Genomic DNA, 13,797 nt, shown 5'->3' with positions numbered 1-13,797 from the left:
GAGTTTTCTCGTGAATCGATTCGACGACAAGCGCGTCCTCATCAGCGGCGCAGGGTCCGGAATCGGCCAGGCCACCGTTGCCCGCATCCTGGCAGAAGGAGGCACCGTCGCCGCCGCCGACATTTCCGAGACCGGCCTCGAACAGACGCTGAACGCCGCGAAGGACGCCGGCCACTCCGATCGCCTCACCACGGTGAAGGTCGACATCTCCAGCGAAGAGTCTGTTCGCGAACAGGTCGGCGCTGCGATCAAGGCTCTGGGCGGGCTCGACGTGCTGGTCAATGCGGCGGGCATTCTGCGCTCCGCGCACACCCACGAGATGACACTCGATTTCTGGAACACCGTCATCGGGGTCAACCTCACCGGAACATTCCTCATGACGAGGGAATCCCTCCCGGCACTGCTCGAAAGCGGAGCAGGTGTCGTGGTCAACTTCAGTTCCACTTCGGCGACCTTCGCCCACCCGTACATGACGGCATATGCGGCGTCGAAGGGTGGAATCCAATCCTTTACGCACGCACTTGCACTCGAGTACAGCAAGCAGGGTCTTCGCGCCGTGGCCGTCGCACCCGGCAGCATCGCGTCGGGTATGACGTCCGATCCCGGTTTCCCGGCCGACATCGACTTCACGCTGCTCGGCAAGCTGGCCCCGGCAATCGGTGAGGGTTTCGCACCCCCGTCCGCGGTCGCCGGTGTGATCGCGATGCTCGCTTCCGAGGACGGCTCGTTTGTCACCGGAACGGAAATCCGCATCGACGGCGGCACGCATATGTGATCCCCTGCTGTGCGCCTTTATTAACCCCCGGCGGTTAATAAAGGCGCACAGCAGCGAGGCGGCATACTTGTCTAGCCGCCCGGAACCCGTCCGACGGTACGACGTGCGGTGGGGAGCCAGCGGTGAGCGAATCAACAGGCAGTACAAACCTCGAGCCCGTGCTGATCAGTCCTGTCGTCGGCGGAATGATTCGCACCTGGTCCGAGGACGAGACCCGCTTGTGGAGCGTCGACGATCCCGCCGCTCTCGGCACACTGCTTGGACGCGGCATCGTAGCTCGTACTGCTCTGCCGGACAACAAGTTCCGAGAAGTTGCGTTTCTGGATACCCAGACCCAGGCCCTCACTGTGCAGCCGCGCTTCACTTCCCCGGACAGCACTGCCCTCGCCGCACCGTTCAAGCTCACCGAGGCGTCGGCCCCGACCGGCGACGCTTGGGAAGATCTCGAATCGGTACTCGCGTCCATCGCGATCTCCGCTGCTGGACGCGGCGAATTCTGGCTCGCGGAACTCGGCGGGTGGGATTCTCCGCACGAGCCGAACTGCCTCTTCACGACCGTCGACGAATCGGGCCTGGCCAACGCAGTCATGGAGGCAACCCCCGCACCGGTGGGCACAGGCGTCTGGCCGGAGGTTCCGAGCGACCAAACCGGCGTTTCTGTGTCGGCACCAGCCTCACAGGACACCATCGAGGCTGCCGGAATCTTCGCGGTTTCAGCGATCGAGACGTGGGGCGTCACACCGTGGGACATCAACCTCACCTTCGGCAAACTGGTTGATTTCACCTGATCAACGGCACCGACACGCGGCGGTGAGTTGTACGTCTCCCCTCAGCCGACGGCTCACGGTTCGTCACAACACGCCCGATGGCCACGACATCGACCCCCTCGATGGGCATACTGAGGGAACTGGGGTTACTCCCGGTCACAAATACCCGTGGATCCGCGTCGGGGCGGGTGCGGTCCGACAACACGCGAGCAGCCACAGACACTGGCGGCTCCGAAAGGTTCAATCATGGCAACCGACCAATTACAGACGGTTGTATTGCACGGCGACCAGCTCAAATACGTCGACCAAGGCAGTGGCCCCGTCGTGGTGCTCATTCACGGCCTGCTGGGCGCGCACTCCAACTGGGAACCGCAGATCGAGACGCTCTCGCGTCATTACCGCGTGATCGCCCCTGATCTCTTCGGACACGGTGCGTCGGACAAGCCTGCCGGCGACTATTCACTCAGTGCTCACGCCGCCACTGTGCGTGACCTCCTCGAAGCCCTCGACATTCCGTCGGCCACCCTGGTCGGACACTCCCTCGGTGGTGGGATCGCGATGCAGACGCTGTATCTGTTCCCCGACCGGGTGGAGCGGCTGTGCCTGGTGGCCAGCGGTGGACTCGGCCCCGAGGTGAGCCCACTCCTGCGCGCGGCGACACTGCCCGGCAGCGAACTGGTACTTCCCGTCCTCGCGTCGAGGACGCTGACCGACGTGACCGACAAAGCGCTCGGACTTTTCAACAAGATCGGCCTGTTCAAGCTCGGTGCCAGCGCAAGCGAGGCCCGTAAGAGCTTCGCTTCGGTATCGGACGCGTCGACACGTCAGGCATTTCTGGCGACGGCACGATCGGTCATCAATTACAACGGTCAAACCGTCAATGCCACTCCGCATTTCGCCAACTTCAAGAATCTGCAGGCACTACTGGTGTGGGGTGAGGAAGACACCATCATCCCCAACGCCCACACCGAGAACGCTCGCGCCGAACTACCGCTGGGACGGGTGGAGATCTTCAAGCGCGCCGGACATTTCCCGCACCTTGACTACCCGGATCGCTTCGACCGCGTCTTCTCCGAATTCATGACGGACTGCGGAGTCGGTATCGGCACCGGACCCAAGGCCGTCAGCAGCTGAACTAGCGCCCCGCAACCAACTCTTCGAGATAGCTCGCCACGCCGTCCTCGTCGTTCGTGGGCAAAATTCGGTCGGCGAGCTCGATGACCTCGGTTCTGGCGTTGGCCGGCGCCAGAGCTGTTCCGGCCCAGGTCAGCATGGCAACGTCATTGAAGGCGTCACCGGCTGCCGCCACTTCCGACGCGTCGATGCCGTCGATCGCGCACAACTGCGCGAGAGCGCTGGCCTTCGAGACGCCCGCTGCAGCCATTTCCATGTACGGGGCGCCGGAGTGGGTCAACTCCACGCCCTCGATGCCCGCAGCGACCGCTGTTCGGTACAGGTCGGCGCTGGGAACTTCCGCATGCCGGGCCACGATCTTGACCATCGGCTCCACGTCCAGCGGCAGGGTATCGGCGAGCACCATCTCGTGCAGGTGCCGGTGATGGTCCGCGAATTCGCACAGAGCGGCATACTCCGGCTCGGCGAAGAACTGAGTGGGTCCGACGTTCGCGAACACGACGCCCGGAACCAGTGCGCGAACTTGCTCCATCGCCGTTGCAGCCAAGGACATTTCGATCGAGACGGTGTCGACGATCTCCGGAGTCCCGTCGGCGAGGTCGAGAATCACAGCTCCGTTGGCACACACAGCTTTACCGCGAAATCCGCACGAGTTCGCCAATGTGTGTACCGAATGCCGGGCGCGGGCCGTCGCCCACACAACTTCGATTCCGGCGAGCCGCGCGTTCTCCATGGCCTGCGCGGTGCGCGCCGAAATCGTTCGGTCGGAGCGCAGCAGGGTGCCGTCGAGGTCGGTTGCGAACATACGAATGCGGGTCACCGGACCATGATGGCAGTCCGTTCGCAGCCCTCACCAACTACGTGACGTGGACCGTTGCTCTGTCAATTACCTGGCTGGGTCTCGAGAAGGTGCCGACGCATCTCACCGAAGACCACACCGAGCCGCTCGACATCTCGCGGGCTCAGCAGATCGAACATGCTCTCCCGCACTGCGGCTACGTGCGCCGGGCTTGCCGACGCCAGTTTGTCGGCACCCGAGTCGGTCAGCTCCGCATTGGCGCCCCTCTTGTCGTCGACACACTCAACCCGGCGCACCCACCCCGCACCGACCAACCGATTGACGGCCCTGGTCACACCACTTCGTGTAGCCATCACAGCATCGGCGAGCTCACTCATGCGCAGTTGCCGCCCGGGCGCTTCGGCGAGGGCGACCAGCAGTTCGAAATCGGTGAAGGAAATGTCGGAGTCTCGCACCAACTGCTGATCGAGAACACGCTGGAGCAGTCGGGTCGAGTCCAGGTAAGCCCGCCAGGCCGTTTGCTCCGTGTCGCTCAACCACCGCGTCGATTCCATGACACCAGCATATCCGAAGTAGTTGACAACGAAATCAAATGATCTATTCTCAATGTAGTTGATCAGTCAACTACCTGTTCGAAGAGAAGGTTCAACCGAGAGGCGGGCGCCATGAGCGACAACAACGCAGTGCAGTTCGACAACGCAGTGCAGTTCGAGGAACGCCGGGCCGAGATCAGGGATCGACATCTGCTCCCCGCCGACAAACGACCCGCATCGACCGCACGCGGCCTGCACCATACGGCCCTGATCAGCAGTGACGTCGAACGAACCGTGAAGTTCTACCAGGATCTCCTCGGATTCCCACTCACCGAGTTGATCGAGAACCGTGACTATCCCGGGTCGTCGCACTTCTTCTTCGACATCGGCAATGGCAACCTTCTGGCCTTCTTCGACTTCCCGGGTCTCGACGTGGGCCCGTACCAAGAAGTACTCGGCGGCCTCCACCACATCGCGATCAGCGTCGAACCTGCCAAGTGGGCGAAGCTGCGCACCCAACTGACCGAGGCCGGCGTCGAACTGATCGAGCACAGCGAGGTCTCGTTGTACTTCCGCGATCCCGACGGCGCTCGACTCGAGCTGATCGCCGACCCTCTCGGCGAGATGTACGGCAATCACGTCCTCTGAAAACTTGCTCTCCCCCACACCATTCGGAAGGCACACCATGACCTCCACTCTGTCGCAGCCGAACCTCGATATCCGTCGATCCGGGGATCGCTTCAAGTCCAATGCCGGCTGGCTGGACTCGAAGCACTCGTTCTCGTTCAGCAATCACTACGACCCGAAGAACACTCACCACGGTCTTCTCCTGGTCAACAACGACGACATCGTCACGCCCGGAATGGGATTCGACACCCACCCGCACCAGGACATGGAGATCGTCACCTGGGTACTGAGAGGTTCTCTCGTACATCAGGATTCGATGGGGCATTCGGGCGTCGTCTACCCCGGTCTCGCCCAGCGGATGAGCGCTGGAACGGGAATCCTGCATTCGGAGAAGAACGATTCGTGGCGACTCGGTGACGTGGCGGGTGCGCATTCCGACAAGCACAGCGACCCGGTTCACTTCATCCAGATGTGGGTCGTCCCCGATGAAGCCGGGATCACACCTGGTTACGAGCAGTTGGAGATCGACGCCGAATTGCTTGCCGGTGGGTTGGTTCCGGTCGCCTCGGGTATGGACGCGTACGCCGATCACTCGGCAATCCGGATCAAGAACAAGTACGCCGCGATGCACGTTGCGCGTCTGCAACCCGGACAACCTGTGACCCTGCCGGACGCACCGTTCCTGCATGTTTTTGTCGCCGACGGTCAGGCCGCCATGGAAGGCGTCGGAGTGCTCGAACAAGGTGACGCGGTGCGAGTATCCGGCGGTGGAGGTCAGCAGCTCAGCTCCGATACCGGGGCAGAGGTCATCGTCTGGGAAATGCACGCCACCGTTTCGCAGGGATGACATGAAGCCCTTCTCGTACGACGCTTCACCGGCTCGAATTGTCTTCGGCCAAGGGATGATCGATACGATCGCCGAAGAAGTGCGGCGGCTCGGCCGTAGCCGAGTGATGGTGCTGGCAAGTCGTCGACTCGACGCGGTTGCCGCCGCCGTGACCGAATCTCTCGGCGACATGGCGGTGGTCCGCTTCGACGGCGCTGTGATGCATACTCCGATCGAAGTCACGACAGCCGCGCTGAGACTTGCCGAGAACCATCACGTCGACACGGTCGTCGCGATCGGCGGCGGTTCGGCAACCGGGTTGTCCAAGGCACTGGCACTACGAGCGGGGTTCGATCAGATCGTCGTTCCGACAACGTACGCGGGATCAGAAGTCACTCCGGTGTTGGGTGAAACAGAGAACGGACGCAAGACAACTCGCTCCTCTCCCCACATCAGACCGGAAACCGTCATCTACGACGTCGACCTCACTCTCGATCTGCCGCTGGATACCACCGTCACCAGCGCCGTCAATGCGATGGCGCATGCGGTTGAAGCGTTGTACTCCATCGAGTCCAACCCGATCACGGACTCGATGGCGATCGAGGCGATCTCCGGGATCGCCCGTGCGCTGCCGAGCATTGTCGATGATCCGAAAAATCTGGAAGGTAGGGCCGAACTACTGCAAGCGGCCTGGTTGGCCGGAACTTGCTTGGGCACAGTCGGTATGGGGCCTCATCACAAGTTGTGCCACACCCTCGGTGGCAGCTTCGGTTTGCCGCATGCTCCCACCCACACCGTTGTCCTCCCCCACGCGATGGCATTCAACGCGCCTGCTGTCCCGGATGTGATGTCGCGAATAGCGACTGCTCTGGGCGCATCCGATGCCGCTACCGGCGTTTTCGACCTCGTCACCGCGTGCGGCGGACCGACCACTCTGCGAGAACTGGGAATGAGTCACGATCAAATCGAAAATGCAGTCGAACTCGCCACCTCCGCCGCGTATCCGAATCCGCGTGAGATCACCCCGCCGGGCCTGAGCGAACTCCTCGAGAACGCCTGGTCCGGGCGTCGACCCGCCATCAGGTGAGAACTAATCAGGCAGTACCGCCTCGAGGCCTGACGTGTTCGAAGATCAGAATCGTCTCGGTCGCAGCAACCGCTGGATGTGCCGAGAGATTGTTGACGACGAAGTCACGCAACTGCGCCGAATCCGTCGTTGCGACGTGCAGCATGTAGTCGTCGACACCGGCAACGAAGTACACGTTGAGCACCGAGTCCAGCTTGGCGAAATCGTCGCCGAGCCGGTTGAGGTGCGACCGTGCGTTGGCCTGCAGTCGAACTGCGATCATCGCCTGCAGATCCATTCCGAGAGCGGCGGGGTCGATGTCCGCGTGAAATCCCCTGATCACGCCGTTGTCCACCAAGGCGCGCACACGGCCGAGGCATGTCGACGGCGCAATTCCCGCGATCGCGGCCAGCGCATTGTTCGGAATCCTCGCGTCTTTCGCCAGCTCTTCGAGCAGAACCCGGTCGACCTCGTCCAACTTCACGGCAGCCCGAACATGCTTCGGCGAGGCGGCCGTCTGAATACCGATTTTTGAACTTTCGCGCACCATGAATACAGCCTAGAGAATTATCTTCACTTCTCTTCACTATCTGACGACGAAACTTCATGCTTGGCACCTGCCATTCGAAGAAACAACAGACTCAGTTCGGAGCCGTGTCATGAAGGTCGGAATCCCCCGCGAAATCAAAAACCACGAGTACCGCGTGGCTATCAGCCCAGCAGGCGTCCACGAACTGGTCGGCCGAGGGCACGAGGTCGTCATCGAAACGGGCGCAGGCGTCGGCTCCTCGTTCAGTGACGAGGATTTCAAGGCCGCGGGCGCGCAGATCCTCGGGTCCGCCGATCAGGTCTGGACAGACGCAGATCTGCTCCTGAAGGTCAAAGAACCTATTGCAGAAGAGTATTCGCGACTCCGTAAGGATCAGGTGCTCTTCACCTACCTGCACCTGGCGGCGTCGAAGGAATGCACCGACGCACTCCTGGCTTCGAAGACCACTTCCATCGCCTACGAAACCGTTGTCGGTTCCGACGGTTCACTGCCCCTTCTCGCACCGATGAGCGAAGTAGCCGGACGCCTTGCGCCGCAGGCCGGCGCCTACCACTTGATGCGTCACGGCGGCGGACGCGGAGTGCTGATGGGCGGCGTCCCCGGAGTGCGCCCCGCCAAGGTCGTGGTGATCGGTGCTGGCGTCTCCGGCAAGAACGCCATCGCCGTGGCCTACGGCATGCAGGCCGACGTCACCGTTCTCGATCTGTCGATCGCTCGCCTGCGGGAAATCGACGAGCTGTACCACGGCCAGGTCAAGACCATCACGTCCAACAGCCTCGAACTGGAACAGGCAGTACTCGACGCCGACCTCGTCATCGGCGCAGTGCTGGTCCCCGGGGCGAAGGCGCCGACTCTCGTCTCCAACAGCCTGGTGGCGCGTATGAAGCCGGGTTCTGTCCTGGTCGACATCGCCATCGACCAGGGCGGCTGCTTCGAGGATTCACACGCGACCACGCACGCCGATCCGACGTACCAGGTTCACGGTTCGGTCTTCTACTGCGTTGCGAACATGCCCGGAGCCGTCCCCCGTACGTCGACGTACGCGCTCACCAACGCGACGCTTCCGTACGTCGTCGCATTGGCAGACAAGGGGTGGAAGGACGCGGTCGCGACAGTTCCCGGCCTGGGGTCGGGACTGAGCACACACGACGGCCTGCTCCTGTCCGACAGTGTTGCAGCGGCACACGGGTACTCGGCTACGACTCTCTGACCCAGGCGGCTCTGACCCAGGCAAGGAAAGCTCGAGATCGCTAGCCTTGATCCATGAGCAATCCTGACATCACGCTGAATTCCGGAACCACGATCCCGCAACTCGGCCTCGGAGTCTGGCAGGCCACCAACGACGAAACCGAGCATGCAGTGCGGTTCGCTCTCGACGACGCCGGCTACCGGCACATCGACACCGCTGCCGCATATGGGAACGAAGAGGGCGTCGGACTAGGTATCGCCAACTCGTCCGTCGCGCGAGAGGACATATTCCTCACCACGAAGCTGTGGAATGCAGATCAGGGCTACGAGCCGGCGTTGAAGGCTTTCGACAGCAGCATCGACAAGCTGGGCGTCGATTACGTCGATCTGTATCTGATCCACTGGCCACTGCAGGACAACGACCGACTCCTCCGCACTTGGGACGCGCTCGAAAAGATCGCGGAATCGGGCCGCGCGAAGGCAATCGGGGTGTGCAACTTCGAGCCGCATCATCTGCAGCTTCTCGTCGATCGCGGCGGATTGTTGCCGGCAGTCGATCAAGTGGAACTGCATCCGCACCTCACGCAGCACGCGATCCGCGACAAGGCCGCCGAGCACGGAATCAAGGTCGAATCGTGGAGCCCACTCGGCGGTACCAGCAACGCGGGTTGGGGTAAGGCATCGAAGCCCAACACGCTGCTCACCGAGCCGATCATCACTCGAATCGGTGACCGCCACAGCAAGACTGCCGCGCAGGTCCTGATCCGTTGGCACCTGCAGAACGGCCTGATCGTCATCCCGAAATCAGTGCATGACGCCCGGATCGCTCAGAACATCGACGTATTCGACTTCGAACTCACTGATCTCGATCTGAGCGAAATCGACACTCTCGACGACGGTACCCGCGTCGGCGCGCATCCCGATGAACTCAACATCGGTGCACCGAACTGATCAAGCCGCTCGTTTGGTGGGGCGAAGCGCATCGAATCCGTTTCGCCTCACCATCGTTCCGAGGGTCTTCCACCACGGCCGAGCCGGATCCGGCTCGTTGCCGTCGCCCATCAGATGCAATTGATCAGTGTGCCACTGCAGGTCGAGTGCACCGTCGAGCATCGAGATGTCGGCAACCTTCCCCAACAACTTCCGCGCTCCGAACTCAACAGTCGGGACGTTCAATCGTTCCCGATCCGATTCCAGGAGAACGGTTGCCGCGTCGGGAATCGTGATCGTCGGCCGGCCGAGACCGATAACATCGCACGCGCCGGAAGCGAGTGCCTCGACCATCGCCGACCGCGAGCGGAAGCCGCCGGTGACCGCCAAGGGAATGTCGCCGGCAATCGCTCGAACCGTCTCGGCATACTCGAGGAAATATGCCTCTCGATCGCGAGTGCTCTGCTTCTGCGCTTTACCCATCATGGCCGGCGATTCGTAACTGCCACCGCTGATCTCGATGAGGTCGACCGACTCTTCGGTCAGCGCGCGTACTACTTCTCGCGACTCGTCTTCCGAGAATCCGCCGCGCTGGAAATCAGCCGAGTTGAGTTTGACCGACACCGCGAATCCCGGAGCAACGGTAGAGCGTATGCGCCGAACGATTTCGATCAGAAAGCGTCGTCGACGCTCGGGATCTCCACCCCACTCGTCCGTCCGCTGATTGGACAACGGCGAAAGGAACTGCGCAACAAGATAACCGTGCGCGGCATGTATCTGCACGCCTCCGAATCCGGAGGACTCGGCGACGCGAGCGGTTTCCGCGAACTTGTCGACGATCTCTTCGATCTCAGCAGTCGAGAGTTCTCGCGGCGTCGCCATTCCCGGAATCTTCAGCGCAATCGCGCTCGGTGCGACCGGTCGACCTCTGCTGGCGATCGGGTTGGATTGCCGCCCTGGGTGGTTCAGCTGCATCCAGATCTCGGCGCCGCCGTTCTTGGCAGTCTTGGCCCAGGCAGTCAGCGCTTCGGCATCACGATCGTCGTCGACGACGACGTTGCCCGGTTCGGCGATCTGCGATCGATCGACCATGACATTGCCGGTGACGAGCAATCCGAACCCGCCACTGCCCCAACGACCGTACAGCGTTTCCAAGCGAGTGGACGGTCCATGAGTCCGGTCACCCAGAGCCTCGCTGAGCGCAGCTTTCATCGTGCGATTCCGCAGTATCTGCCCACAGGGCAAAGTCAACGATTCTCCGAGCGTGGTCATGGATGCCTCTCGCATGAAGGGAAGAAAGTCAATGGCGTGGCGCAGAACCGAAGTGCCGCTTGGTATCGCGCACGAAGCTCGAGAAGATCAGTGAGTTGACCGGTAGCCCGCCGCGCACCGCGAGCGACAGCTTCGGACGCGGCGAGAATGCAAAATCCCACTGCAATCTCGAACCCACTGCGAGCTCGTCGACGCGGTAGTCCTCCGCGAAGGATTGGAACAGCGGGACATTGGACTGTTCGACGTAAAACGAGTGCCGACGCGTTTCGTCGTCCCAGGTGATGAACTTTTCGCGCATCTGCATCGCACCACCGCCCACCTCCGCGATTCGGCGCGTGCCGACGCCGTAGGGGCGCGGCGAGGTGTAGTGCACTTTTGTGAGCAGTCGGCACCACGACAAAGGCTCGTCGGCGGTCAGACCGGCCCAGACGACATCAGGTTCGGCGGCGAGGTCGATCGAGTACGTGAAGATATGCGGCGCCGTGTCGAAGAAATCCACACCGACCGGTTCGAGGTCGAACCAATGTGTCATCGCCTACTCCTGCCTAATTAGCCGTTACATGAAGTTACGGATACTTGATGGCCGAAGTCAACCCCCGAAGGCTCAGCGGGACCAAGCCTCAGAACGAGAGAGCCCCTGCAGTGAAGCGATGACCTGCTCGAGCGGCTCGATACTTCGAGTCGTCTGGCACACCGCCACTGCACCTTCGACCGACGTGATCGTCAGGTTTGCCATCGACTTTGCTTGCACTGCAGGATAACCCGCAGTTTCGAGTTGCGATTCGATCAACTTCTGCCATCCCAGCATGACCTCAGCCGATACTTCCGCGACTTCTGGCTCACTGGCGCGTGCCAACCCGCCGGCAATCACCGGGCAGCCGATCGCGAAGTCCGAGCGCGTGAGATTGAGTCGCCAGATGTCTCCGACCGCTTCGATCACGTCGGCAGTGGAACCGGTGGCCGCAGCCGAGCTGATTCGTCTGGTGATGATCGCACCAGCCGCGCGCACGGCTTCGACCATCAGCTCGGTCTTGCCGCCGGGGAAGTGATGGTAAATCGACCCACGGGGCGCGCCGCTGTGCTTGATGACGTCGCTGAAGGATGTCGCATCGACACCGTTGCGGCTGATCAGTTCGACCGCACTACGAATCATGCGATCACGTGAGCTCAGCTCTGCCATGTCACAGATCCTTCGGCCGTCGGTACACCTGTCGACTCATACGCTACGTTATGTATGACGACCTACATAGTGATGGGATGAAACAATGAGTGACGAGACAACCGCAACCGTCGATCCGGCGCAGATGACAGGCCTCGAACTTCTCCGCTGGATGGGAACGCAGGTCAACGACCGCCCCAGCATCGGACGCCTCCTCGGCATGGAGATGCGCGAGGTCAACGAGGGATCGGTGAGCTTCGCCCTGACCCCGCGTGCCGATTTCAGCAACCCGCTCGGCACTGTCCACGGCGGAATCTGCGCAACGCTGCTCGACTCGGTCATGGGCTGCGCGGTACACACGATGCTTCCGGCCGGCGTCGGCTACACGACCCTCGAACTCAAGCTCAACTACATCCGCACGGTGCCTCTCGACGGTGACGAACTGACAGCCCACGGCAGTGTCATTCACGTGGGCGGGCGTACCGCGACCGCAGAGGGCAAGGTCTTGGACAAGAACGGCAAGTTGGTGGCGCACGGAACTACGACGTGCATGATTTTCCGCTGAGCCGACGGAGGATGGCGAAAATGTCGCTGAGCCGACGGAGGATGGCGAAAATGTAGCCGCGCCCGACGTGAGCAGGGTGCGAGTACCGATGTACGATCGGCTCGTGACCCTGCTCACTGCGCACCTCTGGTGGCCCGACCGCTGACGGTCAGCCGCAACTGCGTGCTGCCCGGACCGACATCGGGTGGTCCAGCAGGCTCCTCTCCAGGATCCCCGATCCGGCAAATGCCGTACGCGTCGTCGCTACGACCGCCAAGATCAGGTACCGAATCCACGAAGGAGAGTTAGTTGACCACCACCCCACTCAACCGTTCGCTCGAGCCTTTGGGCGTCTCCATCCCGTCGAAAGTGCCGACGCACTGGTACAACCTGGCGGCTGACCTCCCCGAGCCCGTTCCCCCGCACCTGCATCCAGGCACTCGTGAGCCGCTCGGCCCCGAGGACTTGGCGCCGCTGTTCCCGATGAACCTCATCGCGCAGGAAGTCGCAACCGAGCGCTACATCGAGATCCCGGAGACGGTTCGCGAGATCTACGGCATGTGGAGGCCCTCTCCCCTGTTCCGTGCGCACCGACTCGAGCGCGCTCTGGGCACACCTGCTCGCATCTACTACAAGTACGAAGGCGTGAGCCCGGTCGGTTCGCACAAGCCGAATACTGCTGTCGCGCAGGCGTACTACAACGCGATCGAAGGAACCACCAAGCTCACCACCGAAACCGGCGCAGGCCAGTGGGGTGCGTCGCTGTCGTTCGCGGGCGCACTGCTCGGACTCGACGTCGAGGTGTGGCAGGTTCGCTCCTCCTTCGATTCGAAGCCGTACCGACGCATCCAGATGGAGGCGTACGGCGGAATCTGTCACCCGTCGCCTTCCGACCTGACGGAAGCCGGACGCGCACTGTTGAAGTCGCATCCCGACACCACCGGCTCGCTTGGTATGGCGATCAGTGAGGCCGTCGAGGTCGCTGCGCAGGATCCGAACACGCACTACTCACTCGGTAGCGTGCTGAACCACGTCATGCTTCACCAGACCGTGATCGGTCAGGAAGCAATGGTCCAGCTCGAAGAAGCCGGCGACGCCGTCCCCGACACCGTGTTCGGTTGCGCCGGTGGCGGTTCCAACCTCGCCGGACTCACCTTCCCGTTCCTGGGACGAAACCTTCGCGAAGGCACCAAGACTCGTCTGGTCGCCTGCGAGCCTTCGGCATGCCCGTCCCTCACTCAGGGCGAGTACCGCTACGACTTCGGTGACGTCGCCGGGTTGACGCCGCTGCTCAAGATGCACACTCTGGGTAAGGACTTCGTTCCCCCGGCGATCCATGCGGGTGGCCTTCGCTACCACGGCATGTCGCCGATGGTCTCGCATGCGGTCAACCTCGGACTCATGGATGCGATTGCCGTCGATCAAGACGACGCGCTCCAGGCCGGTCTGATTTTCGCCCGCGCCGAAGGGATCATCCCGGCTCCGGAATCAACCCACGCGGTTGCCGGCGCCATCGCTCACGCTCGCGCCGTCACCGAACCCGAGGTGATTGTGATCGGACTGTCGGGCAACGGTCAGTTGGATCTCCCGGCGTACTCGCCTTACGTCTGACGCCGTCGGTGTGGTG

General features: G+C 62.1%; 16 protein-coding genes. 10 read left to right on the top strand and 6 right to left on the bottom strand.

The features are described from left to right. The first annotated feature begins 10 nt into the window (after positions 1-10). The 3 genes from B0E55_RS01385 to B0E55_RS01375 all read left to right on the top strand — a co-directional run bounded on the left by B0E55_RS01385 (position 11) and on the right by B0E55_RS01375 (position 2,676). Positions 11-775, top strand: coding sequence for an SDR family NAD(P)-dependent oxidoreductase (locus B0E55_RS01385; RefSeq protein WP_046379772.1), 765 nt, complete (start codon positions 11-13; stop codon positions 773-775). A gap of 122 nt (positions 776-897) precedes the next feature. Further along, positions 898-1,563, top strand: coding sequence for a hypothetical protein (locus B0E55_RS01380; protein WP_080908939.1), 666 nt, complete (start codon positions 898-900; stop codon positions 1,561-1,563). A 225-nt stretch (positions 1,564-1,788) separates the two neighbouring features. Then, positions 1,789-2,676, top strand: a complete 888-nt coding sequence (locus tag B0E55_RS01375) for an alpha/beta fold hydrolase (protein ID WP_003945464.1) — start codon at positions 1,789-1,791, stop codon at positions 2,674-2,676. 1 nt (position 2,677) lies between these two features. On the opposite strand, the gene B0E55_RS01370 is transcribed toward B0E55_RS01375, so the two are convergent. Further along, positions 2,678-3,496: an HAD family hydrolase gene (locus B0E55_RS01370; RefSeq protein ID WP_020906270.1), complete on the bottom strand. Its 819-nt coding sequence runs from the start codon at positions 3,494-3,496 to the stop codon at positions 2,678-2,680. 62 nt (positions 3,497-3,558) lie between these two features. Further along, positions 3,559-4,029 carry a MarR family winged helix-turn-helix transcriptional regulator gene (locus B0E55_RS01365; protein ID WP_080908938.1) on the bottom strand — a complete coding sequence of 157 codons (471 nt, stop codon included), beginning with the start codon at positions 4,027-4,029 and terminating at the stop codon, positions 3,559-3,561. A 111-nt stretch (positions 4,030-4,140) separates the two neighbouring features. Between B0E55_RS01365 and B0E55_RS01360 the strand changes: the two genes are divergently transcribed. The 3 genes from B0E55_RS01360 to B0E55_RS01350 are packed head-to-tail and all read left to right on the top strand — an operon-like array spanning position 4,141 to position 6,548. Beyond that, complete coding sequence (locus B0E55_RS01360; RefSeq protein ID WP_020906268.1) at positions 4,141-4,656, top strand: VOC family protein; 516 nt, start codon at positions 4,141-4,143, stop codon at positions 4,654-4,656. Between the two features lie 37 nt (positions 4,657-4,693). Beyond that, positions 4,694-5,482, top strand: coding sequence for a pirin family protein (locus tag B0E55_RS01355; protein WP_080908937.1), 789 nt, complete (start codon positions 4,694-4,696; stop codon positions 5,480-5,482). 1 nt (position 5,483) lies between these two features. Further along, positions 5,484-6,548: a maleylacetate reductase gene (locus B0E55_RS01350; protein ID WP_080908936.1), complete on the top strand. Its 1,065-nt coding sequence runs from the start codon at positions 5,484-5,486 to the stop codon at positions 6,546-6,548. A gap of 7 nt (positions 6,549-6,555) precedes the next feature. Here the strand turns inward: B0E55_RS01350 and B0E55_RS01345 are convergent, their stop codons facing one another. Then, positions 6,556-7,077 (bottom strand): Lrp/AsnC family transcriptional regulator, encoded by a 522-nt coding sequence (locus B0E55_RS01345; RefSeq protein WP_019746936.1) that lies wholly within the window; start codon positions 7,075-7,077, stop codon positions 6,556-6,558. Between the two features lie 109 nt (positions 7,078-7,186). On the opposite strand from B0E55_RS01345, the gene ald reads away from it, so the two are divergent. Then, positions 7,187-8,287, top strand: coding sequence for an alanine dehydrogenase (gene ald, locus B0E55_RS01340; RefSeq protein ID WP_019746935.1), 1,101 nt, complete (start codon positions 7,187-7,189; stop codon positions 8,285-8,287). A gap of 53 nt (positions 8,288-8,340) precedes the next feature. Next, entirely contained in the window at positions 8,341-9,216 is an 876-nt protein-coding gene (locus tag B0E55_RS01335; RefSeq protein WP_080908935.1) for an aldo/keto reductase, read from the top strand. On the opposite strand, the gene B0E55_RS01330 is transcribed toward B0E55_RS01335, so the two are convergent. The 3 genes from B0E55_RS01330 to B0E55_RS01320 all read right to left on the bottom strand — a co-directional run bounded on the left by B0E55_RS01330 (position 9,217) and on the right by B0E55_RS01320 (position 11,647). Continuing rightward, positions 9,217-10,467: an NADH:flavin oxidoreductase/NADH oxidase family protein gene (locus B0E55_RS01330; protein WP_080909050.1), complete on the bottom strand. Its 1,251-nt coding sequence runs from the start codon at positions 10,465-10,467 to the stop codon at positions 9,217-9,219. 28 nt (positions 10,468-10,495) lie between these two features. Then, positions 10,496-10,999, bottom strand: coding sequence for an SRPBCC family protein (locus B0E55_RS01325; RefSeq protein WP_046377947.1), 504 nt, complete (start codon positions 10,997-10,999; stop codon positions 10,496-10,498). A 72-nt stretch (positions 11,000-11,071) separates the two neighbouring features. Continuing rightward, positions 11,072-11,647, bottom strand: coding sequence for a TetR/AcrR family transcriptional regulator (locus B0E55_RS01320; protein ID WP_007734151.1), 576 nt, complete (start codon positions 11,645-11,647; stop codon positions 11,072-11,074). Positions 11,648-11,732: 85 nt separating this feature from the next. Here B0E55_RS01320 and B0E55_RS01315 point away from each other — a divergent pair, with 85 nt between their 5' ends. Beyond that, positions 11,733-12,191 carry a PaaI family thioesterase gene (locus tag B0E55_RS01315; RefSeq protein WP_003945940.1) on the top strand — a complete coding sequence of 153 codons (459 nt, stop codon included), beginning with the start codon at positions 11,733-11,735 and terminating at the stop codon, positions 12,189-12,191. 288 nt (positions 12,192-12,479) lie between these two features. Further along, entirely contained in the window at positions 12,480-13,781 is a 1,302-nt protein-coding gene (locus tag B0E55_RS01310; RefSeq protein ID WP_003945451.1) for a TrpB-like pyridoxal phosphate-dependent enzyme, read from the top strand. The last annotated feature ends 16 nt before the right edge of the window (positions 13,782-13,797 follow it).

Origin of the sequence: Rhodococcus sp. 66b (assembly GCF_002076325.1) — a bacterium.
Classification (GTDB): domain Bacteria; phylum Actinomycetota; class Actinomycetes; order Mycobacteriales; family Mycobacteriaceae; genus Rhodococcus_F; species Rhodococcus_F erythropolis.
This window is presented reverse-complemented; position numbering and strand designations above follow the sequence as displayed.

What these genes read in the sequence shown, in the direction of transcription:
- B0E55_RS01320 (WP_007734151.1), bottom strand. Translation starts at nt 11,647, where the DNA reads ATGGCAGAGCTGAGCTCACGTGATCGCATGATTCGTAGTGCGGTCGAA.
- B0E55_RS01360 (WP_020906268.1), top strand. Translation starts at nt 4,141, where the DNA reads ATGAGCGACAACAACGCAGTGCAGTTCGACAACGCAGTGCAGTTCGAG.
- B0E55_RS01345 (WP_019746936.1), bottom strand. Translation starts at nt 7,077, where the DNA reads ATGGTGCGCGAAAGTTCAAAAATCGGTATTCAGACGGCCGCCTCGCCG.
- B0E55_RS01315 (WP_003945940.1), top strand. Translation starts at nt 11,733, where the DNA reads ATGAGTGACGAGACAACCGCAACCGTCGATCCGGCGCAGATGACAGGC.
- B0E55_RS01365 (WP_080908938.1), bottom strand. Translation starts at nt 4,029, where the DNA reads ATGGAATCGACGCGGTGGTTGAGCGACACGGAGCAAACGGCCTGGCGG.
- ald (WP_019746935.1), top strand. Translation starts at nt 7,187, where the DNA reads ATGAAGGTCGGAATCCCCCGCGAAATCAAAAACCACGAGTACCGCGTG.
- B0E55_RS01375 (WP_003945464.1), top strand. Translation starts at nt 1,789, where the DNA reads ATGGCAACCGACCAATTACAGACGGTTGTATTGCACGGCGACCAGCTC.
- B0E55_RS01325 (WP_046377947.1), bottom strand. Translation starts at nt 10,999, where the DNA reads ATGACACATTGGTTCGACCTCGAACCGGTCGGTGTGGATTTCTTCGAC.
- B0E55_RS01330 (WP_080909050.1), bottom strand. Translation starts at nt 10,467, where the DNA reads ATGACCACGCTCGGAGAATCGTTGACTTTGCCCTGTGGGCAGATACTG.
- B0E55_RS01335 (WP_080908935.1), top strand. Translation starts at nt 8,341, where the DNA reads ATGAGCAATCCTGACATCACGCTGAATTCCGGAACCACGATCCCGCAA.
- B0E55_RS01350 (WP_080908936.1), top strand. Translation starts at nt 5,484, where the DNA reads ATGAAGCCCTTCTCGTACGACGCTTCACCGGCTCGAATTGTCTTCGGC.
- B0E55_RS01355 (WP_080908937.1), top strand. Translation starts at nt 4,694, where the DNA reads ATGACCTCCACTCTGTCGCAGCCGAACCTCGATATCCGTCGATCCGGG.